This window comes from Amphritea atlantica, from assembly GCF_024347255.1.
GTDB lineage: Bacteria > Pseudomonadota > Gammaproteobacteria > Pseudomonadales > Balneatricaceae > Amphritea > Amphritea atlantica.
This window is the reverse complement of record NZ_AP025284.1, coordinates 622,704-649,431: the sequence shown is the minus strand read 5'-3', so window position 1 is coordinate 649,431 and position 26,728 is coordinate 622,704. Positions and strand designations below refer to the sequence as shown.

Here is a 26,728-nt window from a genome sequence, read left to right as displayed (position 1 = left end):
CTGCCCTTACGCCAGAGTCAGCAGGCTGTCACCAACCTGAACTGTATCACCTTCTTTAACATCGATGCTGGAAACAGTACCGGCACGAGCCGCACGGATCTCTGTTTCCATCTTCATCGCTTCCAGAATAACCAGAACGTCACCTTCCTGAACAGTCTGGCCTGCCGATACAACAACTTTCCAGATGTTACCTGCCAGCGGAGCTGGAACAGACTCAGCAGGACCGGATGCAGCAGGTGCAGCCGCTGGCGCTGCTGCGGGAGCAGCCGCAGTGATTTCACCACCCTCTGAAACCTGAACAACGTAGTTATGACCGTTAACATTGATAGTGTAAGTCTGTGGACCAGTATTCTTAGGTGCAGCCATTGCTTGGGCGTCCTCTAATGTAGGTGCGGGTTCAAATGCGTCAGGGTTACCGCGATTTTCAAGGAATTTCAGACCGATCTGAGGGAACAGCGCGTAGGTCAGAACATCATCAATCTCGTTCTCACCAGCCGCCAGGCTGATGCCTTTTTCTGCAGCCAGAGCTTTCAGTTCGCCAATCAGCTTTTCCATCTCTGGTTGAAGCAGATCAGCAGGGCGACAGGTAATTGCTTCACCGCCATCCAGCACCCGTGCCTGGAGGTCAGCGTTATAAGGTGCAGGAGCTGCGCCATACTCACCTTTCAGAACACCCTGAACCTCTTTAGAGATTGTCTTGTAGCGTTCGCCCATCAGGACGTTGATAACAGCCTGCGTACCAACAATCTGTGAGGTTGGAGTCACCAGCGGTATCAGACCCAGGTCTTCACGTACCCGTGGAATCTCAGCCAGCACTTCATCAAACTTATCGGCAGCACCCTGCTCACGCAGCTGGCTTTCCATGTTGGTCAGCATACCGCCCGGAACCTGGGCTACCAGAATACGGGAATCAGTACCACGTAGTGAGCCTTCAAAACGGGCATACTTCTTCCGCACTTCACGGAAGTAAGCTGCAATCTCCTCCAGTTGCAACAGATCCAGACCGGTATCACGGTCAGTGCCCGCCAGAGCAGCAACGACAGATTCTGTCGCCGTGTGACCGTAAGTCATGGACATAGAGGAGATAGCGGTATCAACACGGTCAATGCCCGCTTCAACCGCTTTCAGGATGGTCATATCAGACAGCCCTGACGTTGCGTGAGCGTGCAGTTGCACCTCCAGATCAGTCTGAGCTTTCAGACGGGAAACCAGATCAAAGGCATCGTAAGGCGTCAGGATACCGGACATATCCTTAATCGCGATCGATTCTGCCCCCATATCTTCCAGTGTCTTGGCGTACTCAACCCACATATCGTTGGTGTGTACCACACTCTTGGTAAACGAGATGGTGCCCTGTGCATGCTTACCGGTCGCTTTAACCGCTTTGATCGCAGTTTCCAGGTTACGGGGATCATTCATCGCATCAAAAATACGGAAAACATCAACACCGTTGGTCGCGGCTCGCTCAACAAACTTGCTAACCACATCATCAGCATAGTGACGGTAGCCCAGCAGGTTCTGGCCTCGCAGCAACATCTGCTGCTTGGTGTTAGGCATCGCTTTTTTCAGTTCACGGATACGGTCCCATGGATCTTCGCCAATATAGCGGATACATGAGTCAAACGTCGCTCCGCCCCAGCTTTCCAGGGACCAGAAACCGACTTTATCCAGTTTCTCAGCGATTGGCAGCATATCGTCGATGCGCATACGGGTAGCAAACAGCGACTGATGCGCGTCCCGTAATACGACATCGGTAATGCCAAGAGGTTTTTTATCAGACATGGGTATAGGCCTTTTGTCGATTAATGCTCTTTAATGTTTATTCTTGAATTCAGCTACCGGGTCAGTCCTTTCGGAACTGATGTACTGCGGCAGTCATCACTGCAACCAGTTCATCATCGCCAGCAGGCGCTGCAACAGCAACGACTGGCGCTGACTTGGCTGGCACCGGTGCCTCGGGGGCCACCTTCGCAATCAGCTTCGACATAATGCCGGTAGCAAAAACCAACAGGGTCAGGAATACGAAAACGAATCCCATACCAAAGACCATTAAACTGAGGCCTTCTGACATTAGATTATCCATCTAACGGGTGCTCCTTCTTTGTACGAAACCCATAAGTCTGTTGCCGGCTTGTGGCCGCAGTTTCTCCCCCGAAAGGTCGATTCCGGCTGCAACAGAACAGATGAACAGTTAATAAATGGTGAACAATTAAACCTGAAATAAACCTTTCAGGCAACTGGTTACAATATAATTAATGCATAAAAAGTGCCGCAAACTTCTGTAAATAAACTACAAAAAACAGCGAAAATACGTCAACTTACGATCTTAACTAACAACGTTTTTACCGCCCGGTTTACACCTCAGGACGATACACTTTTACGTTACCAAACCCCTTATCCTGCAGGTTCTGAGCATGCATCTGACTCATAACCCCTTTATCACAATACAACAGGTATTCCTTGGCCTGATCCAGTTCCTGAAATTTTGTTTCAAGATCAAAAAACGGGATCGCCAACACTTCAGCCTTAGGCATATTAAGGGGTTTACGCTCCTGTTCCCGACTGTGGCGGATATCAATAATCATCTGATTCTCGCCCACCCGGGTCAATGCCTCAATAGTTGTATGGATATTAATATCCTCAACAATCTTATCGATGAAGATCACCTGAGTATTCTCCAGTGCCTGTGCCAGAACATCAAAATCGAAGTTAGCTTCCTCCTCCTCGATTCGCTCCAGTTTTGCATTAGTTGTCGGACGATCAGAGATCACACCGCAATACTCGGGAATATTCTTGGCAAAATCATAAGCCCCGATCTCTTTAGTGATATCGATAATATCCTGCTTATCCATAGTCACCAGCGGACGCACGATTAACTTAGAAGTGACAGAATCGATCACCTGCAGATTGATCAGTGTCTGGCTTGACACCTGAGCAATGCTTTCGCCGGTCACAAACGCCGGCAGCTTCATACGGTCGGCAACTTTCTCCGCTGCCCTCATCATCATCCGTTTCAGAATCACCCCCATATGGGTGTGATGCACATTCTGCAAAATCTCTCCCACCACCTCATCGAAAGGCACTGAAATAAACTTAACCCGGGCCGCACTGCCATATCGCTGCCACAGATAAAGTGCAATCTGCTTCACGCCGATCTCATGCGCCCGCCCACCGAGATTAAAAAACAGAAAATGGGTTTTACTCCCCCGGCGCATCGTCATATAGCTGGCCACAACCGAATCAAAACCTCCGGAGATAAGCGATATAACATCCTCCTGCGTGCCCAGCGGGTAGCCTCCCAGCCCTTTGTGCTGATGTGATATCAGAAACAGCTGCTGATCACGGATCTCAAGTTTAACAGTCACCTCAGGGTTATGCAGATCGACCCCCCGGGTTTCGCAATGCTCTAATAAGCCGCCACCGATATATCGTTCAAGATCGGTGGATTTAAACTCATGCCTGCCACCCCGTTTGATACGCACGACAAAGGTTTTCCCTTTGACCTGCTCTGCGTACACCTCTCTGGTGATCTGAAAAACCTCTTCAAACGTGCCCAGCGGATACTGATCCACCTCGAGGATATGCTGAATGCCCGGCGTACAGCACATCAACTCCACCGCCCGAGCCCTCAGCTCACGGTCTGCGGAGGGAAGTTCCACCTCAACCCGGTCCCACAAGCCCCGCACCTTAATATCATTATCAATGCGCTTGAGCGTCACCTGCAGGTTAGATTGCAGGCGCTGGATAAAGCGCTTACGCACGGGCTTACTCTTGATAGTGATTTCAGGGAACAGCTTGACGATAAATTTCATGTTTGACTTCTGCACAGGGTTAAAAGGCCGGCTATTATACATTGCCGCGAAGAGGGGACAAAATTCATACAATTATCAGGAGGCCGCTTGTCAGGTATGCAGATTTAAGCCATCAGCGTCTCTGCCATATGATATGGCAACTCCGGAATATTACTTCAAAGAAGAGCCCTGTCAGGAGGGAGTAGAAAAAGTGGCGCGCCCGGCACGATTCGAACGTGCGACCGCCTGGTTCGTAGCCAGGTACTCTATCCAGCTGAGCTACGGGCGCGTACAGGAAAAAAATAAAGCAGGAAAAACAGAACGGGATATTTGATGGGGTGGCGCGCCCGGCACGATTCGAACGTGCGACCGCCTGGTTCGTAGCCAGGTACTCTATCCAGCTGAGCTACGGGCGCTTAACCCAAAAAATGTTGTCTCCGCCATTATTTAAACACTTTTGAGCGATTATTAAATAATCCCTTGAAAGTGGCGCGCCCGGCACGATTCGAACGTGCGACCGCCTGGTTCGTAGCCAGGTACTCTATCCAGCTGAGCTACGGGCGCTAAATGGCGGTGAGCGAGGGATTCGAACCCTCGATAGAGTTTCCCCTATACGCCCTTAGCAGGGGCGCGCCTTCAGCCACTCGGCCAGCTCACCTAAACAACGGCGCGTATAGTACAATACTGATTTTCAAAAGAAAAGCATAAAAACCAGAAAAGAAAAATTATTCGCTATCCTGCTCTTTTTCTTTCTGAATACGCTGATAGATCTCTTCACGATGGACAGATACATCTTTAGGCGCGTTAACACCAATACGTACCTGGTTTCCTTTGACGCCCAATACCGTAACGGTAACGTCATCTCCAACCATCAAGGTTTCACCAACTCGGCGAGTAAGAATAAGCATAGAAAAATCTCCTTATTTAACAGACAAGTACTACAGACCTGACCTCTCCTGTTTGCATTATAGCGTAACAACGGGCTGCCGCAGGGTGACCTTGCGTTAAACATTATAATTGTCCATCAATGGTCTAACTATAGACCACTGATGATAAGTTTATTCGCTAACTGTATCAGCCGCGTCCAGATCGAAAGCTGAGTGCAAACCGCGCACAGCCAACTCAAGGTACTTCTCTGCAATCACAACAGAAACCTTAATTTCAGATGTCGATATCATCTGAATATTAATGTTGTCGCCCGCCAATGTATCAAACATCTTGCTAGCAACACCAGCATGAGATCGCATACCCACACCAACAATGGATACCTTGGCAATTTTATTATTACCTACGATCTCCCGAGCCCCCAGTTCTTCTTTGATCTTTTGCAGAATTTCCTGCGCAGCAGCAAAGTCATTCCGGTGCACGGTAAACGTGAAGTCAGTAGAGTTATCAGCAGCGATGTTCTGAAGAATCATATCAACTTCAATATTAGCGCGACTGATCGGCCCCAAAATACGAGAAGCGACACCGGGAATATCTGGCACGCCCAGAACTGTCAGTTTTGCTTCATCGCGGTTAAATGCAATACCTGAGATGACCGGTTTTTCCACTGTATCGTCTTCCTCTGTTGTAATAAGTGTACCAGGACCGTCCTGAAAACTATGCAGAACCCTCAGCGGCACATTATATTTACCCGCAAACTCGACCGAGCGAATCTGCAGTACTTTTGAACCGAGACTGGCCATTTCCAGCATCTCCTCAAAAGTAATCTTATCCATACGTTGTGCGCCTTCCACAACCCGTGGGTCTGTGGTGTATACGCCATCGACATCCGTATAGATCTGACACTCGTCAGCCTTCAGAGCAGCAGCAAGCGCAACACCGGTGGTGTCAGAGCCTCCACGACCCAGTGTGGTGATATTGCCATCAGGATCCACACCCTGAAAACCCGCCACAACCACAACCCGCCCCTGTTTAAGGTCGGCACGCATGCGCTCAACTTCAATATCCTGAATCCGTGCTTTCATATGCACATCATCAGTCAGAATTTTCACCTGGCCACCGGTATAAGAACGCGCACTGACGCCACGCGCCTCAAGCGCCATACACAGCAGCGCAATGGTAACCTGCTCCCCCGTTGAGACCAGTACATCCATCTCACGGGGACTTGGCTGATCCTGCATCTCTTTCGCCAGAGCAATCAGACGGTTTGTTTCACCGCTCATGGCGGACACAACCACCACGATATCATGCCCAGCGTCACGGAACCCCTTAACCTTATCAGCTACACCCTGAATTCGATCAACGCTACCGACAGAGGTTCCACCATATTTCTGTACATATAGGGCCATACTTATCTGTTCCCTTCATCAGCCTTTCAGCTTCAGTTATTACATGCGTTTATTACAAGCCGTCATTAAAGCTTTGTTCAATCAGTTGTCGTACTTCAGCCAGTGCCGCTGGCAGAGCGCTAACATCGGTACCTCCGCCCTGAGCGAAATCAGGACGACCGCCCCCTTTACCCCCCAGACGGGCGGTCAGCGTACGCACCAGATCACCTGCTTTAACCTGACCAGTCAGATCCTTAGTAACACCAGCAGCCAGACTTACCTTACCATCGGCTACTGCTGCCAGAACCACAACACCACTACCAAGCTTATTCTTCAGCTGATCAATGGTGTCACGCAGTGCTTTTGGATCAACACCGTCCAACTGCTCAGCCAATACCTTCACACCATTAACATCGATGGCGTTACTCAGCAGATCTGCGCCTTTGGCAGCAGCCAGACTGGTTTTCATCTGCTCAAGCTCTTTTTCCAGCTGCCGGCTCTTGCTGATCTGCTCCTGCAGCTTCGCTTCCAGCTGCACCGCCGACTGATCGATATACTCCAGCGCTTTCGCCCCTGTCACTGCTTCGATACGGCGTACACCCGCCGCAATGCCGCCCTCGGAAACAATTTTAAGCAGCGCGATATCTCCCGTACGCTGAGCGTGTGTTCCACCGCACAGTTCGACTGAAAAGCCTTCGCCCATGGTCAGAACCCGGACAGTATCTTCATACTTTTCACCGAACAACGCAGCAGCACCGGTCTGTCTGGCAGCCTCAAGGTCCATAATCTGCGTCTGCACTTCGGAGTTGAGACGAATCTGCTCATTACAGATCTGTTCAATCTGCTGAATCTCTTCCGGTTTAACAGCCTCAAAATGCGAAAAGTCGAAACGCAACCGGTCAGCATCACAGAGCGAACCTTTCTGTTGCACATGCTCACCAAGAACCCGGCGCAGAGCTTCATGCAGAATATGCGTTGCCGAATGGTTAACGGCCGTGGCACGGCGCTTAGCGCTATCAACCTGAGGCTCAATCACATCACCTACGTTAAGGCTGCCACTGACGAGCACACCATGATGCAGGTGATTCTTTGATTCTTTAGTGCAGTCATCAACCCGGAACTCAGTGCCATTCGCGGTTAGCACACCCCGATCACCCACCTGTCCACCGGATTCACCATAGAAAGGCGTCTGATCTAACACCACCATGCCTTTATCACCGGCAGCCAGTTGGTCAACAGAATCACCATCACGGAACAGCGCCACAACTTTAGCGGAGCCATTCAGCTGGGTATAACCAACAAATTCAGTCTGACCATCAAGCCGGAGCGAATCATTGTAATCAACGTTAAACTTACCCGCCGCACGAGCACGATTACGCTGATCTTCCATCGCCTGATCAAAACCATCCATATCGACGGTTAATTTATGCTCACGGGCGACATCCGCGGTCAGGTCGACAGGAAAGCCGTATGTATCGTATAACTTAAACACCGTTTCACCGGGAATCTCTGCGCCGCTCAGATCTTCGATAACCTCTTCCAGCAGGCGCAGGCCATGATCCAGCGTCTTGGCAAACTGCTCTTCCTCTTTCAGCAACACCCGTTCAATCTGAGCCTGTTTCGCTTTCAGCTCAGGATAGGCATCACCCATCTCCGTTACCAGCGCAGCCACCAGCGAGTTAAAGAACGGCCCGGTAGCGCCCAGCTTGTTACCATGACGCACCGCCCGACGGATAATCCGACGCAACACATAGCCAGCCCCCTCATTGGACGGAATGACTCCATCGCAAATCAGGAAAGCACAGGAGCGGATATGGTCTGCGATAACCCGCAACGACTGGGTATCGGTCTCTTTACAGCCAACAGCAGCAGACGCCGCTTTCAACAGATTCTGAAACAGATCGATCTCATAGTTAGAGTGAACGCCCTGCAACACTGCAGCAATACGCTCCAGCCCCATCCCCGTATCGATAGAGGGATTGGGCAGTGGTTCCATAGACCCGTCAGCAGACCGGTTGAACTGCATAAATACCAGATTCCAGATCTCGATATAGCGGTCACCATCCTCTTCAGGACTTCCGGGAGGACCACCCCAGACATCGGCACCATGATCATAAAAGATCTCACTTGAAGGACCGCAGGGACCGGTATCGCCCATCGACCAGAAATTGTCTTCATCCAGCTTGGAAAACCGCTCTGGATCGATCCCCATCTCATCCTTCCAGATCTTTTCAGCCTCATCATCGGAAATATGCACGGTTACCCAGAGCTTTTCCTTTGGCAGTTCCAGAATTTCAGTCAGGAAATACCAGGCAAAACGGATTGCGTCGCGTTTAAAATAATCGCCAAAGCTGAAATTACCCAGCATCTCGAAAAAGGTATGATGGCGGGCTGTATAGCCGACGTTATCCAGATCATTATGTTTACCACCAGCACGCACACAGCGCTGGCTGGTCGTCGCACGACTATATGAGCGTTTCTCGCTACCGAGGAAGACATCCTTAAACTGCACCATCCCCGCATTGGTAAACATCAGGGTGGGGTCATTCCCGGGAATCAGTGAACTGCTCTCTACAATTTCATGCCCCTGGGACTGAAAATATCCCAGGAAGGCCTGACGCAGCTCAGCACTTGTCATATTTTTCATAGCTTTAGTCGCTCTAATACCTAACCGTCACCAGACCTGTTTCTGATACAAAACAGAAACTTAGAAACAGGCATGGAATTCATTATAAAAATGGCGAAGTAGTATATAACGAGACGATTAAATCTACGAATTTTTTTATTTCGGAGGGGCGTTTCTCAATGCGAAACGTTAATGATCAACCTAATGGCAGGCCCGGGTATTCACTCCCACTCCGATGCTGACTCAATAGCATAGCTTATCTGTTCCGATGTAAAGCCCCGCTGTGCCATAAAGCGCATTCGTTTTGCCCGCTCCTTATAGTCAGACCGGTCCAGCCCGGTTCGGTATTTACGCTGGTACATCTCCTGCGCCAGAGCAAACCAGTCGATCTCTGCCGCCTCAGACACAGCAGCAACCAGCTCATTGTCGATGCCTTTGCGTTGCAGCTCAAAACGGATCTTTACCCAGCCCTGCCCCTGCCCTGCCCGCATGCGGATAAAGCTTTCGGTAAAACGCTGATCAGACTGATAGCCATTGCGTGCCAGATCATCAAGAACAGCCTCAAGATCGACCTCCTCACAACGACCCGCAAGCTTATCCCGCAGTTCTTTGCGCGAGTGTTCACGCCGCGCCAGCAAGCCGATAGCCGCATTTTTTGCTTCAGACTGGGTCTGGTACATAAACACTCCTGCCTACACTGTTGCATATAAAAAGAACCTCTTAACTACCTTGGCGTGCGGTTAACCGCCACAGCAGCTTGGCGAGGACAAAAAAGGAGCCATTCGGCTCCTTTATTTAAAACTGATACAACCTTTACAGATCCAGCTGCGGCTCAGCTTCAGCTTCTTCCTCTTTCGCCTTTGGCTTCACAACGGCCAGTAGTTTTTCGCGGATTGCCGCCTCCACCTCGGTAGCCACTTCGGGATGCTCTTCAAGATATTTAGCTGCATTCGCCTTACCCTGACCGATTTTGGTGCCCTGATAGGCATACCAGGCACCGGACTTATCGACAAACCCATGCTTAACACCCAGATCGATCACCTCACCCATATGGTAGATACCTGCGCCATACATAATCTGGAACTCCGCTTCGCGGAATGGCGGCGATACTTTGTTTTTAACCACCTTAACCCGGGTTTCGTTACCAACGATCTCATCACCCTGTTTCACCGCCCCTATGCGACGGATATCCAGTCGAACAGAAGCGTAGAACTTCAGGGCATTACCACCGGTTGTGGTTTCAGGGCTACCGAACATAACACCGATTTTCATACGGATCTGGTTAATGAAAATAACCAGAGTATTGGCATTCTTAACATTACCGGTGAGTTTACGCAGTGCCTGAGACATCAGCCGTGCCTGGAGGCCCATATGGGAGTCTCCCATCTCGCCCTCAATTTCAGCTTTAGGCGTCAGCGCAGCAACAGAGTCCACCACCAGCACATCCACCGCATTAGAGCGCACCAGCATATCGGTAATCTCCAGCGCCTGCTCACCGGTATCTGGCTGAGAAACCAGCATCTCATCGACATTCACACCCAGCTTTTCCGCATACCCCGGATCCAGTGCATGCTCAGCATCAACAAAGGCACAGGTCTTGCCCATCTTCTGAGCTTCAGCGATAACCTGAAGCGTCAGTGTTGTTTTACCAGAGGATTCAGGACCATAGATTTCAACAATCCGGCCAGTCGGCAGGCCGCCAATTCCAAGTGCAATATCAAGCCCTAATGAGCCGGTAGAAATTGCCGGAATCGCTTCCCGGGGATGATCCCCCATCTTCATTACGGCACCTTTACCAAACTGACGTTCAATCTGACTCAGGGCAGCATCAAGTGCTTTCTGTCTGTTCGCATCCATTGTAATGACCTATCTCTGCAGCGCAGTTAAAATACTGTATGTTTGACCAGCATTATTAACATAGCGCGTTCCGTTTGCAAGTAAAAAATATGTTTTTTTATACAGTGTTTTTAGTTAGTTGTTTTATAAGCCCTTTTAAAGCCTCTTTGACCGCCGATTGACGTACCGAGTGGCGATCACCCGAAAACCGGAAACAGCGACTTTGCACCTCACGCCCTTCGAAATACCAGGCCATCCATACCATGCCTACGGGCTTTTCCGGGGTTCCACCACCGGGGCCTGCCACACCGCTTATTGACACACTCAACGTTGCCCGGCTGTTATCCACAGCCCCCTGAGCCATCGCCTTCACCACGGCCTCACTGACCGCACCATCACTGATAAACAGCGCCTCAGGGACACCCAGCATCCGGGTTTTAGCCTCATTACTATAGGTAACGAAGCCACATTCAAACCAGTCAGAACTACCTGCCTGCGCGGTCAATTCCTGCGCCACCCAGCCCCCGGTACAGGACTCAGCGGTGGCGATAAGGAGCCGCTGATCCGTTGCCAGCTGCGCCAGAGTTTTAACCAGTTGCCTGTGATCCATTCAACTATTCCTGTCACCGAATTTCGCAAAAGCTATTTTACCCAACCGCTCTTCGGCGATACTCATATCTTTACTATTTCAGAACACTACCCTGGAAAAGGTTTGTCCAGATTTAACTGCGCTAACCAGTACCAATGACCTAAATCCTCCTTAACCCAGCGCTCCAATACATCATTCAACTGAGCAGCCACATCTTCTGTCGCGCGCAATCGGCTTGAAGTATCACCCACCACAATCGGCGCCTCAATAACCGCCTCATAATGAGCTCCGTTTTTTCGCTGAATATGAATAGGAATCAGTGGCACATCGTGTTTTACCGCCAGCTTAGCCGCCATTACCCGATTACCGGCAAATGGAAGCTGCCTGCCCAGTGCGGGAGACCAGACCAGTCCATCTTTTTCTTCATCAATATAGAGCAGTAAACCACGCCCGGATTTCAGCCAGCTGAGCAGTTCTCGTGCAGCGGTCGGAGATGCTGGTATGTGACGATTACCGGTATCTTCAGGGCAGAAATACCTGCGAATTTTCAATGCCTGCTGCAAGCGCGCCTTATCGGGAATAGGGTCATACAAGACGGCTCCCATAATGTCATGACGGCGCATTACCTCAGCCATTAGCTCCCAATGCCCGGTATGCGCGCTGACACAGATAATCGGGCCATTGATATTACTCAGATGTTCACTTCCCCGAACGGTTAAACGCTCCGCTGCGATCTTATGCAAAACCGGATACTCGGCATAGACCCGGCCAATATGCTCAATATGCTCAATTATCCTCCCCTCCCGAGCCTGTGGATCGTGGATCCCCTCTAAACGTTCAAAATTCTGATGTAAGCGTGCCACCCATTTACGCTTCAACCGAATCGCTTTACGGGCACTCCGGCGTCCCAGCCAGGCACCAATGTCTGAAGCGACATCGATAGGCATAAACCGCAGCAACCTGGCCAGAAACAGCTCCGCCTTTTGCTGTAAAGAAAACCCTTTCTCAGCCATATCACCGCCTTTTGCTCAGAATCATTGGCAAGCCTCCCTTAGGGCGTAACGTTAAGCGACACTCAATATCCACTTTATGCTTATCGGGCAGACTGAGACGATAACGTTGTGCCAGGGTAGCCAGGCACAAAATTCCCTCCGTAAGGCCGAAACGTAACCCCAGACAGACCCGGTGCCCTACGCTGAAGGGGATATAGGTAAATTTGTCGGGCTTAGGGTTACCCGGCATAAAACGCTCAGGGTAGAATGCATTAGGGTTATCCCACTCTTTCTCATGCCGATGCAGCAACCAGGGCAGCGCCAGCATAATAGTTCCGGCCTTGACTTTACTTCCTCGAATCTCGTCTTCACTACGCGCCTGACGACTCAACAGAGGCACTGGCGGATAAAGACGAAGAGATTCTTCAAACACTGCGCGGGTAAAAGGCAGATTTGCCACATCTTCAAAGGTAGGGGTTCGCCCCTGTAATACCTGATCAATTTCAGCATACATTTTGCTGCGCGATCGTTCGCAGCCATCCAGCAGATACCAGGTCCATGCCAGCGCATTAGCAGTGGTTTCGTGGCCCGCCATAAACATTACTATCGCTTCATTCCTGGCGGCTTCTGCACTCATAGGGCAGCCCCCCTGACCACTGGAAGCAGTATCACCCTCCAATAATGCTGATAGCAGAGTCAACCGCTCTGGTTTCCTGCCGCGCTTAAAGCGATCAATAATCTGGTCAATGACCTGATGCACTTCCGCGGTTGCCCTGGCAGCTTTTTTTCGCCGCAAAGGATTTCCTAACCGGCGTAAAAATGGCAATCCAAAGGTGTCTGCATAATCGATCTGGTTGATCGTTTGCTGATACTCGGTAAAACCACTCACCACTTTAGCGGCATCCTGGTCCGGGACATCATCACCAAACACGGTACGTCCAATAATCTGCGCTGTCAGACGCGCCATCTCATTGAGGACATCGACGGTAGAACCATCCGGTAATGCTGCCCACCGGTCTGCCATCTCAACTGCTGAACCTGACATAATTTTGGCAAACCCGGGCAGATAAACGCTTTCAAATGGTGGCGAGCACGCTTTACGTCGCTCCTGCCACAACGCCCCATCACTCACAAACAACCCATCTCCGAGCAACGGTTCCAGCGCATGCCGCATCTGAGGGCTTTTCTTATCATAAATATCATGTCGATCCAGAAAAACTCGCCTGACCGTATCCGGCGAGTTGCACAGGATGTAGTCCTGATTCAACAGCCGGAATGACATTTTTCTCGCCTGGTACGCTTTATCTGACCAGATCGATAGCATGTTTCTGCGAAAGGCCGGCAGATTCCACAGCGATAAACTGAAGGAGTTAGGTCTCGGCGCCATAACCGGGACAAACAGAGCCTGGTTCTCAGGTGTATTCATAGCTGTTTTTCTACTCACAATATGGTGACTGGAGATAACTACCCCACTGAAGCAGTGAAGTAAATATTTAAACATCCGCCAATCGGAAGAGTCGCAGACTACAGACGTATTCCCCGAAAGAACTGTAACAGAATTCTATACGCTCTCGTTAGCCATTGCAGAAAAGACAGTCACATAACTCATTATCTCTTATATCAGGGGTACATTTACTTTAGAATAGGTAGCCCATCGATATGCTCTACTGGACGTTATTATTAAGCATGGATAAACGTGTTGCTCTTATTGGTTATTCATTCCGCCTGCCGCAAACCACCACAGATACCTTCTGGCAGGATCTGGTTGATAAAAAAGACTTTATTACTGAAGTAGAGGCTGAACGATGGGCTTTTGACACTCTTCTTCATCCTGACAAGAACCATCCCGGCAGCAGTTACACGTTCAAAGCGGGGTCATTAGGCAATATTGCCGGTTTCGATGCAGATTTTTTTGGCATTTCGCCCCGTGAGGCGGCCGTCATGGACCCGCAACAGCGGTTTCTAATGGAGATGACCAGCGAAGCGATTGAGCATGCGGGAATCAAAGCATCTGAACTGAGAAAGTCAGACACTGGCGTTTTCTTTGGCATCTCCAGTCTTGACTATTCATATCGCATGAGTGATGACCTGAGTGTTATCAACTCATCAACCGCAACGGGCAATACCTCCAGCATCGCCTCCAACCGGATCTCCTACAGCTTTGACCTGAAAGGGCCAAGCATTTCGATGGATACGGCATGTTCATCAACTCTGGTAGCCTTCCATCAGGCATGTCAGTCGATCCTCAGTGGCGAAGTCACATCCGCCCTGACGGGGGGAATAAGCCTCCACCTTCACCCGTTTGGATTTATCATTTTTTCTAAAGCGACCATGCTGTCGCCAGATGGCCGCTGTAAAGTTTTCGATGAGTCAGCCAACGGCTATGTTCGTTCTGAAGGCGGTGGGGTATTTCTGCTAAAAGATTATGACCAGGCGAAAGCAGATGGCGATACTATCTACGCGGTCGTTGCAGCCTCATCGGTTAATACCGACGGTAGCAAATCAGGCATAACCATCCCCTCTTGCCACTCTCAGACTGCTCTGATGGAACACACTTATCAGAAGGCGGGCATCACTGCTGACCAGGTAGACTATCTGGAAGCACACGGGACAGGCACACCGGTTGGCGATCCGATTGAAACCCGTGCTATCGGTAATGCCATCGGTAAAAAACGCCAACGGCCCCTGCCAATCGGTTCGGTAAAAAGTAATCTGGGGCACCTCGAAACAGCCTCAGCGGTTGCCAGTCTGGTTAAAGCTTTACTGATTCTGAAACACCGGGCGGTACCCGCAACGATCAGTATGAAAATGCCCAACCCTGAAATAAAGTTCGATGAATGGAATATTCAGGTTGTTGATCAGCTATTACCTCTCAAACATGATGGCATGATCACTGTCGGCATTAACTCATTTGGTTTCGGGGGCGCGAACGCCCACGTCATTCTGCAAAGCGATGAAGTTGTAGCAATTAGTGACCGGACGAAAACAACTGAGACTGAATCTCTACCGTTAATCGTCAGTGGTAAAACAGACCAGGCACTGCAAGACAATGCAAAACGTCTGGCAACCTATATTGAAAGCAACGAATCTATATCGCTATACGATATAGCCTGGAACTACAATCTGCGGAAAGAGCGTTACGATGAAGCGCTTCTGCTATACGCCCGTGATTCAAAAGACGCAGCAAGCAAGCTGCACCGTTTTGCAGAGCAACCCGAAACCCTGAATAGCGAAGGCATATACACAGGTAAGGGGCTTATCTCTTCACCTGGTGCAGTGTTTGTCTACTCTGGTAACGGGTGCCAGTGGCAAACCATGGGTAAATCTTTACTGGCATCCTCCCGGGTATTTGCCGAAACCATTGCCGAAATTGATCAACTATTTTCACACTATGCTGATTTCTCTCTGGCTGATGAGATTAATGGTCTGAACGGTGAGAATCGTTTCCAATATACTGAGATTGCCCAGCCAGCCCTGTTTGCAATCCAGGCAGGTATCACCAGACACCTGTACGATCAGGGGATTACACCGGTGGCTGTCACCGGCCATAGCGTCGGTGAAGTGGCGGCAGCCTGGGCCTGTGGCGCACTCACCCTGGCAGACGCCGTAAAAGTAATCTACTTCCGCAGCCTGTGTCAGGGAACAACCAAGGGACAGGGAGCGATGACTGCCGCGGCTCTGAGTGCAGAGGAAACGTTATCGCTCCTGCAACAAGCAGAATACTCAGACATTCACCTCGCAGGCATTAACAGCAGCAAAGGTGTTACCCTGGCAGGAGACCCTGATCAACTTGCACGTCTGGAACAACAACTAAGCGGTGATAATACATTCAACGTCCGGCTACCCCTGGATTATGCCTTCCACAGTCCATCTATGGACCCGATTGAACAGCAACTGCTGCATTCACTGTCAGACATAAAACCAGAAAAAAACCGGATCCCATATTTTTCCACTGTCACCGGTTCACTTCTCGATGGTCTTCAGCTTAATGCTGAATACTGGTGGCAGAATATCCGTCAGCCGGTGCTGTTTCAGCAGGCAATTGATTCTCTTATTGACCAGGGAAACAACTGTTTTGTTGAGGTTGGCGCCCACCCTGTGCTGCGCAGCTATCAGCAGGACCAGATTCGTCAGCACAACATCACCGCCAGAGTTATTCCGACAATCACCCGGAACAATGGCTCGCTGCAAGAGCTGCAACAATGCATTGCAGACGTTTTTATGGCCGGAGCTATCAGTCTGACCCGCTGGTTTCCCCATTGCGGCCAACGGCTGGAACTGCCTTTGTACGCCTGGCAGCATGAAGATTACTGGTATACCAATACCGTCGAATCATTACAGTTACTGAACCGTTACTCAGTCCACCCACTGCTGGGTGCAGCTGTCCCACACGCCCCTCTGTGTTGGGAAAGCCAGCTTGATACAGCTCTCCACCCCTGGCTGGCAGATCATAAAGTCGGAGATAGTGTTGTCTATCCCGGTGCGGGTTTTATTGAACTGGCTCTGAATGCAGCAAGCCACTTCCGCCAGCACGACCATATTGAGATAGAAGAGTTTGAAATTCTCGGGCCATTGATTTTAGAAGAGGGTCAAAGCAAGGTCGTTCAGACCGGGGTCAACCCGGAATCAGGCGATATCAGCATTAACAGTCGCAGCTACACCGTTACCGATCAATGGACTCTTAACTGTAAAGCCCGTGCAGTGCATCAGACCACCGGGGCGGCACTTCTGACTGAATCACCTGAGCGACCTCAACGGGAACCTGATTTTGATGCCAACGAGCACCAGCGCTTAGCGCTAAAGGCCGGGCTTCAGTACGGTCCGGCTTTCAGCGCCGTAACGCAGGGCTGGATAAATGACTCGGAAGTGATAGCAGAGTTATCGCTACCTGAATCAATCAGCGCAGCTGCCAGTCAGTACCTGCTCCATCCAGGGGTCCTGGATAGTGCGATTCAGCTAATCATTCACTTCCTGACCGAAGAGCTGGCAACAAATAGCGGCACCGCCTTTATTCCATCCCGGGCGGATCGAATTCTGATTAGCAGACATTCAGGCGCCTCTCCAACCCTGGCCCATTTAAAACTGTTACGTAAAGCACCTCACTCCCTGTTAACCAGAATCGAACTGTTCGACTCCCAGGGGCGCACAGTTGCACTGCTGGATGGGGTTCGCTTTAAAGCGGTCCGGCTCTATAAATCCGGTGCCAGGGAGATTGCATATCTCAATTACCATCTGACCGCTGTTGCCAACAGATCAGCAGAGCCAAAGTCACTGCTATCGCCACTGAACACGGCACTTGGCAAGGCCTACCAGCTCCAGCAGCATCAGATTCGCCGTTATAATGATGAAGTTGCCCCACTCCTGGAAAGTATGATTGCCCATGCCATGGCAGAGGCTGTCCATTCGGTGATGGAGGATATCTCTGAGTTGCATACTGATGCAGTAGAAGCGCTCAATTTGCAAACTCCGGAGCTGAGTAATATTCGCCGTCAACTCCTGACATCCGCGTGCGAATATGGGGTGCTGGAGTATAACGACAATGAGTATTCGCTGACGGCAGAGTTTATCGAGCCGGACATCAGCAGCAACCTGATCTGGAATACCTTACTTCGTGAATACCCCGATTTCTTTTCTGCTATCCAGTTAGCAGGAAGAACATCGCTCTTATTGCGGGATATTTTCAGGCCTCCTGGTGACCAGAGCCAGGCCAGCACCAGTGACGAAACAGATGAAAGACCCAATAGAGAGAGTTATCAGCGCCTGCTGAAAGACCTGTTAAGCCAAACCGTCTACCCGGTCGTCGCATCAGCATTAAAAGAGGTGATTACAGAGCGGCAGGGCAACCTGAAGCCAGGCGAGCGCTTACGAGTATTGGAGGCGGCCTCATCACAATGCCACTTTGGTTATAGCATCTGTTCCGAGCTGAACTTTAATATTTCAGATTACACTTTTGCCAGTGACAACGAGACAGCATTGGAAAGTGCTGATCATCTGCGTGAACGCTACCCGCTCGCCAATACATCTACACTGGATCAGGCAGACGCTGTTGCGCCATACCAGTTGGCAGTGCTCACTTTTGATGATTATCTGCCCTCAAACTGCTTACAGCTGCTAAAACAGCTACAACCGCTACTGGAGAAAGGAGCGACCGTACTGGTGTGTGGTATACAGCCATCTTTCTGGTTTGATTTTGCCTTTGGTTATAATCAGGACTGGTGGTTAAACCAACACTCTGTTCAGGCATCCGATGAGCAGTGGTTAACAACCCTGGAACAGCAAGGCATTGGTGAGCTCCAACCACTGTCTGATACCGCGGGAGACAGCAGTTTCTTCCTGATTAGCGGGAGTCTTACTAACGCTGGCTCAACACAAAACGGGGCTGAAAACATACCAGGCCAGTGGCTGATTATTGGCGGCGACAACGAGAAAGAGCAACAGCTGACTGCCGCTATCAACAGTGTGCATCCAACAACGATAATGCATCATAGCTCTCAGTCCGCCCTGAAAGAGCAGCTGTTGGAAGCCGGGCAGATGAACACGCCCATCACCAGAATCATTCTTCTGGAACAGTTTGGAGACAACGCCGACCCTCTGACCAGTCAGACGTTACGCTGCGTCCAGGCAACCGAAGTGTTGCAAGTGCTGGAGGAACTACAAAGCGAGGCTGAAATCTGGCTTATCACTCAGGGGACCGGGGCAATCTATCCCTGTGATCAGGAGTACCTGACTGAGCCTCAACTCGCTCCACCTGCAGATGCCGCTCTGTGGGGCTTTGGCCGCACGCTGATGAATGAATCGTTAGCTAACCCGGTGCGCCTGATCGACCTGCCTGCGGTTATTAGCACCGCTGCCAGCGACGCACTTTTGGCAGAGCTACAGACACCTTCAGCGGAACATGAACTCTTCATTAGTGAACAAGGGAGCTACTTTGCTCCTCGTTTGCGCCGGGAACAGCAACCCACTGAGGCAACTCATGACCATGATACTGACCTGATCTCATTAGGCTTTGAGCTTCCAGGTCAGTTGCGTAATCTGCAGTGGCAGGCTCGCCTAGCCAGGGAACTGACTGATGATGAGGTCGAGATTGAGGTCATGGCGACCGGGCTGAACTTCAGGGATATCATGTACGCGCTCGGCCTCTTATCCGATGAGGCGATTGAAAATGGTTTTGCCGGAGCAACACTGGGACTGGAGTTTTCCGGCCGTGTTATCCGCACCGGTAGCAACGTAGATAATTTCAGCGCAGGCGACAAAGTTGTTGGCTTTGGTTCCTCGTGTTTCAGCAACCGTATCATTGCCACCTGCTACTCAATCGCGCCGATTCCGGCAGGGCTAAGCTATGAAAGCGCAGCCACCATTCCGACAACGTTCCTCACTGTTTATTATGCGCTTCACCACCTGGCCCGCTTGCAACCCGGTGAAAAAGTGCTGATTCACGGAGCAGCAGGAGGGGTTGGCATAGCGTCGATTCAGGTGGCCCAATGGCTTGGCGCTGAGATCTACGTGACGGCTGGTTCACAAGAAAAACAGGATTTCCTCCAATTGCTGGGTATCCCGTCTGAACGAATTTACAACTCCCGATCACTGACTTTTGCAGAAGAAATTCTGCGGGATAGCGAAGATGGTAAAGGCGTCGATGTGGTACTTAATTCGCTGGCAGGCGAAGCGATCAAACAAAATTTCAGAGTGCTGAAGCCCTTTGGCCGTTTTCTGGAACTGGGGAAGCGTGATTTCTACGAAAACACCAAAATTGGCCTGCGACCGTTCAGGAATAATATCAGCTACTTCGGGATTGATGCCGATCAGCTACAACGGGAGCTACCTGAACTGACCAGTCGTTTATTTACAGAGATGCTGGAGCTGTTCAATCAGGAGACACTGTTTCCCCTGCCCTACACAAAATTCAATGCCCATCAGGTGGTTGATGCCTTCCGCTATATGCAACAGGCCAAGCAGATAGGCAAAATTATTGTCTCCTATGAGGAGGGCCTCAACGCCGATACTCTGATACCGGTAGACGGACAGCACAACAGCTCATTAACGTTAGATGCTCAGGGAACCTATCTGGTGACCGGTGGCCTGGGTGGCTTTGGTCTGAAAACGGCTCAGTGGTTAGTCGCCAAAGGGGCAAAACACCTGCTACTGCTCAGCCGGCGGGGGGCTACATCACAAGAGGCTGCTGAGTTTATTGCTCAGTGTCAGGACGCTGATATTAATGTCCGGGCCGAGGCCTGTGATGTCACTGATAAACAGGCATTACAACAGGCTATCGGGTTATGTGGAGAGCAGATGCCACCGCTCAAAGGCGTGGTACATGCAGCAACGGTGATTAATGACAACCTTATCCGCAGCCTTGATGCAGAGCATATAAGAACCAGCATGGCGGCTAAGCTTCGGGGCGCACAATACCTCGATGAACTAACACGGGAACAGGACCTGGAGCTATTCATACTCTACTCCTCTGCCACGACGTTGCTGGGTAACCCAGGGCAGGCAGCATATGTTGGAGCCAATCACTGGCTTGAAGCCCTGGCGGCAACGCGTCGGTCATTACAGCTGCCAGCCACCTGTGTCCGCTGGGGTGCGATCGATGATGTAGGCTTCCTGGCCAGAAACGAAACCGTAAAAGATGCATTACAAAACCGGCTTGGTGGCAACGCTCTCAACTCCGACACCGGGCTGGCAATACTGGAACAGATCATTCTGACCGATGCGCAGTCCCTGGGTGTTATGGAACTGGACTGGCATGCTCTCAGCCGCTTTCTGCCTACTGCACAACAGAATAAGTTCCGTGAGCTGGCCCTCACGGCCAGTGAAGCAGAACAGAATGATGACGATACGCTTGATCTGGAAGCGATGATGCTGGAGATGAGTGAAACCGAGTTCCATGCAGCCGTGGTTGAAATCCTGGTGCATGAGCTCAGTGAGATACTGATGATCCCTGAAAGCAAAATCAGTCCTGATAAATCGATCTATGATATGGGCATGGACTCTCTGATGGGTGTAGAACTGATGTCCGCACTGGAGTCCCGCATCGGTATTCAGGTACCGGTTATGGCACTAACGGAAACCCCCAAGCTTTCTCAGCTGGCAGACAAAATTATCGGTCTGGTAAAGGGTAAAGATCCATCGACTGAAAACACCGCCCAGGCCGAGGTGGAAAAAATAGCCGCTCAGCATGGTGCAACCGATAGCCAGATGACGGATAAAATTGTCTCCTCTATCGAACAAAGCAACAGTAACCGGACGAAGCACTGAATATGGTCGCCAAAAAACTATCCCGTGACCTGAAACAGAAACTGATTCAGCAATCGCTGCAACGAAAACTGAAGCAGGCTGAAACGGATGCAGCTAAACCCGCTGTATCACTAAAAGAAACAACGATTCCCGATAAGTTTTGCCGCTTTGATCAGCACCCGGGATATATCCAGATGCAGATAATCAACCGGGGAGCAGAACAACTCGGTGTGGAGAGCCCCTTCTTCAGAGTCCATGAAGGTCTGGCCGGGGCAACCACAATTATTGCTGGCCATGAGCTGATCAACTTTGCCAGCTATAACTATCTCAACCTTTCTGGCCACCCTGAAGTCAATCAGGCAGCAACACAGGCCATGCAGCGATATGGCACTTCGGTATCCGCCAGTCGGATCGTCTCAGGTGAACGCCCTATTCATCGTGAGCTGGAACATGCCCTGGCCAGAACTTACGGTGTGGATGATGCGGTGGTATTTGTCAGCGGCCACGCAACCAATGTATCCACTCTGGGCTATCTGTTCGGTGCAAAGGACCTGATCATTCACGATGAGTATATCCATAACAGTTCAATTGTTGGCGCTCAGCTTTCCGGCGCCAGGCGGCTGTCCTTTCCCCACAATGATCTGGATGCCCTGGAACACTTACTAAAGGAGAGACGGCACCAGTTTGAACGGGTGGTGATTATTGTCGAAGGCCTCTATAGCATGGATGGCGATTTCCCGGATCTGAAACGCTTAGTCCAACTGAAGCAACAGCACCGGGTCTTCCTAATGGTGGATGAAGCCCACTCTTTTGGTGTCCTCGGTAACTCCGGCAAGGGGCTGCGGGAGCTGGCGGATGTAGATGCGACCGATGTTGATATCTGGATGGGCACCCTGAGCAAGACACTCTCTGGCTGTGGTGGATTTATAGCGGGGGAATCTGCGCTGGTGGAAAACCTGCGCCACCTGTCACCTGGCTTTCTCTATAGTGTCGGCATTCCGGCTCCAATTGCAGCGGCTGCGATAAAGTCCCTCGAAATAATGGCCCGGGAACCTGATCGCGTACGTCGGTTACGCTCAATTTCAGAATACTTTATTACCCAGGCCAAAGCGCTGAAGCTCAATACCGGGGATAGCAGAGGCATTGCGATTATCCCCGTCATTCTTGGAAGCTCGGTTAACGCTGCCAGAATATCCTCAGCATTATTTGATCGGGGAATCAATGTACAACCGATTCTATACCCTGCAGTGCCAGAAAAAAGTGCCCGACTTCGCTTTTTTCTCTCCTGTGAACACACTCAGGAGCAGATCGATACAACCCTGAATACTTTAGCCTCGTTACTGTAATTAGCCGGTATTGATGTAGATGGATAATCGCAATTTTATCTTTCTTCAGGGTCCCACCAGCCCCTTCTTTTCCCGACTGGGGGACAGATTACTGGCCAGGGGAGCCAGGGTCTACCGTGTCAACTTTAACATGGGGGATTACGTTTACTGGCGCGCCAAGCCATCGCTGCAGTTCCGTAAAGATGTTTCTCAACTCCCCGCCTGGCTTGAAGACAAACTGATTGAACTCCAGATCACCGATATCATTATGGTGGGCGATACCCGGCCCGTAAACGCCCCCGCTGTCGCGCTGGCCAAGAAACACGATATCAGACTGCACGTATTTGAGGAGGGCTACCTGCGGCCAAACTTTCTGACGCTGGAGGAGGATGGCATCAACGGTTTTTCCCCGTTACCAAAGGATTCAGACTGGTACAGATTGGTAGCGGCAGAACTGCCCCCTTTGGAGGAGACGAAGCCGGTCAGAACACCCGTGGCTCTGCTGGCCCTGCATGAGATCGGTTATCATCTGCCAGGCCTGCTGAATTGCCTCTTCTATCCTGGTTATAAAACTCACCGCCCCTATATTTCCGGGATTGAACTATTGGGGTGGGCGGTCCGGCTCGGAATTATGCCCTGGTATGAAAAGCGCGATGAAAAAACGATTCAGACACTGATCGATCAGCAATCGGCATTTTTCTTACTGCCATTACAGCTTGACAGTGACAGTCAGATTCAGACACATTCCCCGTTTGACTCCATGGCGGAAGTCATTAGATACACGCTGACATCTTTCGCCCATCACGCCCCGGAAAACAGCTTACTGGTGATTAAGAACCACCCACTGGATACCGGTTTTTCCAACCACAGAAAGCTGATCAGGCGATTAGAGAAAGAGCTGAACATTTGTAATAGAACGGTGTATCTTGAAAGTGGCCACTTACCAACTCTGCTGGATCATTGTCAGGGCACAATCGTCGTCAACAGCACAGTGGGCACATCTTCCCTCATCCACAAGTGCAGAACAATTGCCCTTGCAGACCCTGTATATAATATCCCCGGTCTGACATCCCGTTGCAGCCTTGATCAGTTCTGGTGCGATACAGAGCGACCTGATATGCACCTGTTCCACTCTTTCCGCAAAGTGGTTCGCCATACAACGCAGATAAATGGTGGGTTTTATTCCCGCGAAGGCGTGGAGATCGGTGTGGACTCATCTATCGAGCGCTTACTGATGAACAGATCGCCGTTGCAAACACTCTTTGGAAGCTATCCACTGGAATCACAGCAGGTACTGATCCCGGCACAAGAGCCTCAGGAAGGTGCAGACTGCAACTAATTACCGCTTATCAATGTCAGGAGATCGCGGTTTTTACAGCGCGGCATAAAACTGTACGCTCAAAAAGCTCAACCGACAACTGATCGACGCCTATATCCTGCTTGCCGCCCTGCTGTTCTGCAATCTGGTTACACCAGATAAAATAGGGGGTTTCAGCAACCGGCTCCCCCATCTGTTTATAAACCTCAGCCATCACCGGCACATGATCACCATACCAGCACAGATAACTCTTCCGGGCTCTGGACGACAGGTATTGCGTTAACTGATCAATCATCTGATCGGCATTTTTGAGATGCCTCAGGTAAACCGTCAGGTCGCTGGACTTAGCAGATGGTGCCTCCCGATAGAACGCAGTAGTATCGATACCCTCATCCGATTCCAGATGCAGAGGCCCGTGGTTTTCCATTGTAATAGTGAATACAAAACAGGGGCCTCTCTCCTCACCAAGCACCTGTTTCACCTTTTCAGACACCGCCCTGTCACTAATATACTGCCCATCTTTTGCTCCGGCACTGAACCCGCCAATATCGATAAACTGATCAAAACCGAGCTTAGGAAACACCAGATCCCGGCGATAAAACTCAACCGGATAGGGATGAATACAGATAGTTTTGTATCCCAGCGATTTCAGCCTGGAAACCAGGTTGGGTAAGTGGTTTCGTGACAGATACCAGTACGGATTAAACTGATGAATCCCCATCTGCTCTGGCTGCAGACCGGTTAAAAATGAACTCTCAGTACGTACCGTATTTGCCCCCCATGCAGGCACCTTCAACTGCCCAAAAGAGAGTGACTGTTTCACCACCCGGTCATAGTGCTGCAGAACACTGCTCTGTACAGAGGGATAGCTCACCCGTGGGTCAAAAAAAGATTCACTTTGAACCACCACCAGATCGGGCAGGTCATTAGTGGTTTCAACACCGACTGCTGCATCATAAACGGCATGTGGCGAGAGCTTTGGCGTCCGCCTGAATGCCAGAAAATACCCCCAGAAACTGGCATACAAACCGTATATACGCAGGTCATCTTCGGGTCTCAGTGTGGGCAACGGCAACCTCTCAGCGGCCATATAGAGGGCCCAGAGTGACAGCGCCAAAAACACACTAATTACGCCTAGAAAGGTGTTCAGGGCCACCACGTTCAGAAGCGACGTCTCCAACATTAATGCGCCATATACAAGGGCAATAAACATTGCGGCCCCCAGAATCGCATTCCAGATACCAAAGAAAGGCAGATAGAGACGTGGGTGTCTGATCATATCGTAAAAATACTCAAAGTCCTGCAGAATAAAGGGCTCTCTGAGTGAGCGATATTTAACAAAGTTAACCGCCAGCAAGAGTAACTGAAATGAAGTCGTCAATAAAACGGCAAACCATGGACGCTGAAACAGCAACAGACACACAAAGAAAAAACTCAACCAACTTGCACTGTGGACAAAATAGCCCGTAAAACCTCTTTTAAAACAGACTGAACTTCGAGGCACCAGCAGAAGGAACTCAAACAGCAAAGATGCACTTAGCCCCACAGCGATGGCAGAGGTCAGTTGTCCACTAAAGGACATTAGGGTAAACAGATTCGACACCGTTATTTTCCGTGGTAATCAAGCAGCGCCAGGATCCGCCCCGACACGGCATATGGCAGCACTGAAAGAAACCAGCAACCGATATTCAATGGAAAGGGGAATGTTATCCGGGCTTTATTACGGATTAACCCTCTGGCGATTATTTCAGCCGCTTGTTCAGGCTGCAAAAGAAATGGCTTGGGCCCCGGCATCTCATAACACATTTCAGACGCAACATAACCAGGCATGATAACCGTTACCCCAACCCCCAGGGGGGCTAGTCCGCCACGCAAGGCCTCACCATAGGCTTTAACTGCCGCTTTACTTGCGCAATAGCTGGGAGTCACAGGTAGCCCATGGTAAGCCGCAAGAGAGCTCATCAAGGCGATTTTCCCTGTTCCACGCTGACGCATCAACGTGGCAACCTGACCCGCCATCAGCAGAGTCACTTTTACATTGAGATCGAGTAACGCTTCCATTTCGGCGGGCTTCTCTCCCGACAGGTCGTCACCTATATTGATATTCATACCCGCACAGGCAATAAAAAGATCCAGCGGGCTTTTGTTATCAAGTTGTTCCAGCCATGGCTGTAAAGAACGAGTATCAGAAAGGTCATTGCGATAAGTCATCACTTCTGCACCCGCCGCCCTGCACTCTTGCGCTACGCGCTCCAGTCCTGCCGGATTACGTCCATGAAGATGCAATATAACACCCGGTTCTGCATAATAGTTTGCCAGTGCCCCTCCGATTGCGCCAGTGGCACCGGTAATGAGGATAACTTGCGGCGTTTTAACAGTGTTACGCACGGGCGTCATACTCCTCAGGTGTTATATTCATGATAAATGGGTCTTTTGTTATTTAACTGATGACACATAGCAGTCTGCATTAAAAACAGACTAACTCTGCTGCTTTTCGCGATCCCTGAGCATATCTGAGATCTGATTTTTTAACGAATGTACCAATAGTACGATATCCTCGGGATTCCCCCCTTTTACATCCCGTATTAAGTATTCTGGCCTGATCATTCCGATGAGCCTTTCAACAAGAGGGTATTCCGGATATGAAAAATCAGCCCTTAATTGGACTCTGTATTACCTGTTGTTCAGGTAATCCAGGATCGGAGAGGTGCTGGTTTTTGGCATCCCTATATGTACATAAC

The 26,728-nt window shown here is 50.4% G+C and carries 16 protein-coding genes and 4 tRNA genes; 3 read left to right on the top strand and 17 right to left on the bottom strand.

The window, feature by feature from the left end:
* Positions 1 to 6: 6 nt before the first annotated feature.
* The 15 genes from oadA to OCU43_RS02900 form a co-directional block, all read right to left on the bottom strand.
* Complete coding sequence (gene oadA / locus OCU43_RS02970; RefSeq protein ID WP_091360504.1) at positions 7 to 1,782, bottom strand: sodium-extruding oxaloacetate decarboxylase subunit alpha; 1,776 nt, start codon at positions 1,780 to 1,782, stop codon at positions 7 to 9.
* 61 nt (positions 1,783 to 1,843) lie between these two features.
* Positions 1,844 to 2,083, bottom strand: a complete 240-nt coding sequence (locus OCU43_RS02965; RefSeq protein ID WP_091360506.1) for an OadG family protein — start codon at positions 2,081 to 2,083, stop codon at positions 1,844 to 1,846.
* A 271-nt stretch (positions 2,084 to 2,354) separates the two neighbouring features.
* The gene (thiI, locus tag OCU43_RS02960; protein WP_091360507.1) at positions 2,355 to 3,812 is read right to left on the bottom strand and encodes a tRNA uracil 4-sulfurtransferase ThiI; all 1,458 of its coding nucleotides are present in this window, start codon (positions 3,810 to 3,812) and stop codon (positions 2,355 to 2,357) included.
* Between the two features lie 191 nt (positions 3,813 to 4,003).
* Positions 4,004 to 4,080: transfer RNA gene (locus tag OCU43_RS02955), tRNA-Arg, on the bottom strand.
* Between the two features lie 50 nt (positions 4,081 to 4,130).
* Positions 4,131 to 4,207 (bottom strand) — tRNA-Arg (locus OCU43_RS02950).
* A 71-nt stretch (positions 4,208 to 4,278) separates the two neighbouring features.
* Positions 4,279 to 4,355 (bottom strand) — tRNA-Arg (locus OCU43_RS02945).
* Positions 4,356 to 4,359: 4 nt separating this feature from the next.
* Positions 4,360 to 4,449 (bottom strand) — tRNA-Ser (locus tag OCU43_RS02940).
* 67 nt (positions 4,450 to 4,516) lie between these two features.
* Entirely contained in the window at positions 4,517 to 4,699 is a 183-nt protein-coding gene (gene csrA, locus OCU43_RS02935) for a carbon storage regulator CsrA (protein WP_019620695.1), read from the bottom strand.
* A 150-nt stretch (positions 4,700 to 4,849) separates the two neighbouring features.
* Positions 4,850 to 6,085, bottom strand: a complete 1,236-nt coding sequence (locus OCU43_RS02930) for an aspartate kinase (RefSeq protein ID WP_091360509.1) — start codon at positions 6,083 to 6,085, stop codon at positions 4,850 to 4,852.
* Positions 6,086 to 6,137: 52 nt separating this feature from the next.
* Entirely contained in the window at positions 6,138 to 8,702 is a 2,565-nt protein-coding gene (gene alaS, locus OCU43_RS02925; RefSeq protein ID WP_175483579.1) for an alanine--tRNA ligase, read from the bottom strand.
* 209 nt (positions 8,703 to 8,911) lie between these two features.
* Positions 8,912 to 9,370, bottom strand: a complete 459-nt coding sequence (locus OCU43_RS02920) for a regulatory protein RecX (RefSeq protein ID WP_091360512.1) — start codon at positions 9,368 to 9,370, stop codon at positions 8,912 to 8,914.
* Positions 9,371 to 9,503: 133 nt separating this feature from the next.
* Complete coding sequence (recA, locus tag OCU43_RS02915) at positions 9,504 to 10,547, bottom strand: recombinase RecA (protein ID WP_091360513.1); 1,044 nt, start codon at positions 10,545 to 10,547, stop codon at positions 9,504 to 9,506.
* 97 nt (positions 10,548 to 10,644) lie between these two features.
* Positions 10,645 to 11,136: a CinA family protein gene (locus OCU43_RS02910; RefSeq protein WP_091360515.1), complete on the bottom strand. Its 492-nt coding sequence runs from the start codon at positions 11,134 to 11,136 to the stop codon at positions 10,645 to 10,647.
* A gap of 86 nt (positions 11,137 to 11,222) precedes the next feature.
* Positions 11,223 to 12,128, bottom strand: coding sequence for a lysophospholipid acyltransferase family protein (locus OCU43_RS02905; RefSeq protein ID WP_091360517.1), 906 nt, complete (start codon positions 12,126 to 12,128; stop codon positions 11,223 to 11,225).
* A 1-nt stretch (position 12,129) separates the two neighbouring features.
* Entirely contained in the window at positions 12,130 to 13,533 is a 1,404-nt protein-coding gene (locus OCU43_RS02900) for a cytochrome P450 (RefSeq protein ID WP_091360518.1), read from the bottom strand.
* A 260-nt stretch (positions 13,534 to 13,793) separates the two neighbouring features.
* On the opposite strand from OCU43_RS02900, the gene OCU43_RS02895 reads away from it, so the two are divergent.
* From OCU43_RS02895 to OCU43_RS02885, 3 genes are read left to right on the top strand one after another with little or no spacing between them, the layout of a single operon-like run.
* Positions 13,794 to 21,365, top strand: a complete 7,572-nt coding sequence (locus OCU43_RS02895) for a type I polyketide synthase (protein WP_091360520.1) — start codon at positions 13,794 to 13,796, stop codon at positions 21,363 to 21,365.
* A gap of 2 nt (positions 21,366 to 21,367) precedes the next feature.
* Positions 21,368 to 22,690, top strand: a complete 1,323-nt coding sequence (locus OCU43_RS02890; RefSeq protein WP_091360522.1) for an aminotransferase class I/II-fold pyridoxal phosphate-dependent enzyme — start codon at positions 21,368 to 21,370, stop codon at positions 22,688 to 22,690.
* Positions 22,691 to 22,709: 19 nt separating this feature from the next.
* Positions 22,710 to 24,008 carry a capsule polysaccharide biogenesis protein gene (locus tag OCU43_RS02885; RefSeq protein WP_091360525.1) on the top strand — a complete coding sequence of 433 codons (1,299 nt, stop codon included), beginning with the start codon at positions 22,710 to 22,712 and terminating at the stop codon, positions 24,006 to 24,008.
* 16 nt (positions 24,009 to 24,024) lie between these two features.
* On the opposite strand, the gene OCU43_RS02880 is transcribed toward OCU43_RS02885, so the two are convergent.
* The gene (locus tag OCU43_RS02880) at positions 24,025 to 25,590 is read right to left on the bottom strand and encodes an LTA synthase family protein (protein WP_091360527.1); all 1,566 of its coding nucleotides are present in this window, start codon (positions 25,588 to 25,590) and stop codon (positions 24,025 to 24,027) included.
* A 2-nt stretch (positions 25,591 to 25,592) separates the two neighbouring features.
* On the bottom strand, positions 25,593 to 26,375 hold the full coding sequence (locus OCU43_RS02875; protein ID WP_245756616.1) for an SDR family NAD(P)-dependent oxidoreductase: 783 nt from the start codon (positions 26,373 to 26,375) through the stop codon (positions 25,593 to 25,595).
* Between the last annotated feature and the right edge of the window lie 353 nt (positions 26,376 to 26,728).